At 74.1% G+C, this 316-nt stretch carries 1 pseudogene; it reads right to left on the reverse strand.

The annotated features are described in order from the left end of the window. Positions 1 to 311: pseudogene (locus UK12_RS34825) on the reverse strand (beta-ketoacyl synthase N-terminal-like domain-containing protein); the annotation flags it as partial. Positions 312 to 316 lie beyond the last annotated feature (5 nt).

Genomic DNA, 316 nt, shown 5'->3' on the forward strand with positions numbered 1-316 from the left:
GCCTCGCGCGGCGAGATCCCGAAGAACTCGGAGTCGAACTCGCCCGCGTCGTGCAGGAATCCGCCGCCGCTCGCGTAGAACGTGCCCTGGTGGTCCGGGCCCGGGTGGTACAGGCCCTCGATGTCCCAGCCGCGGTCGGCGGGGAACGGCGAGGTGGCGTCGGATCCGGTGGCCACGAGCTGCCAGAGGTCCTCGGGCGGGCGCACGCCGCCGGGGGGCCGGCAGCTCATCGCCACGATCGCGATGGGCTCCTGCTCGGCCTCCTCGACCTCGCGCAGACGGCGGTTGGCCCGGCGCAGCTCGGCGGTCATCCACT

The organism is Saccharothrix sp. ST-888 (assembly GCF_000955975.1).
Lineage (GTDB): Bacteria > Actinomycetota > Actinomycetes > Streptomycetales > Streptomycetaceae > Kitasatospora.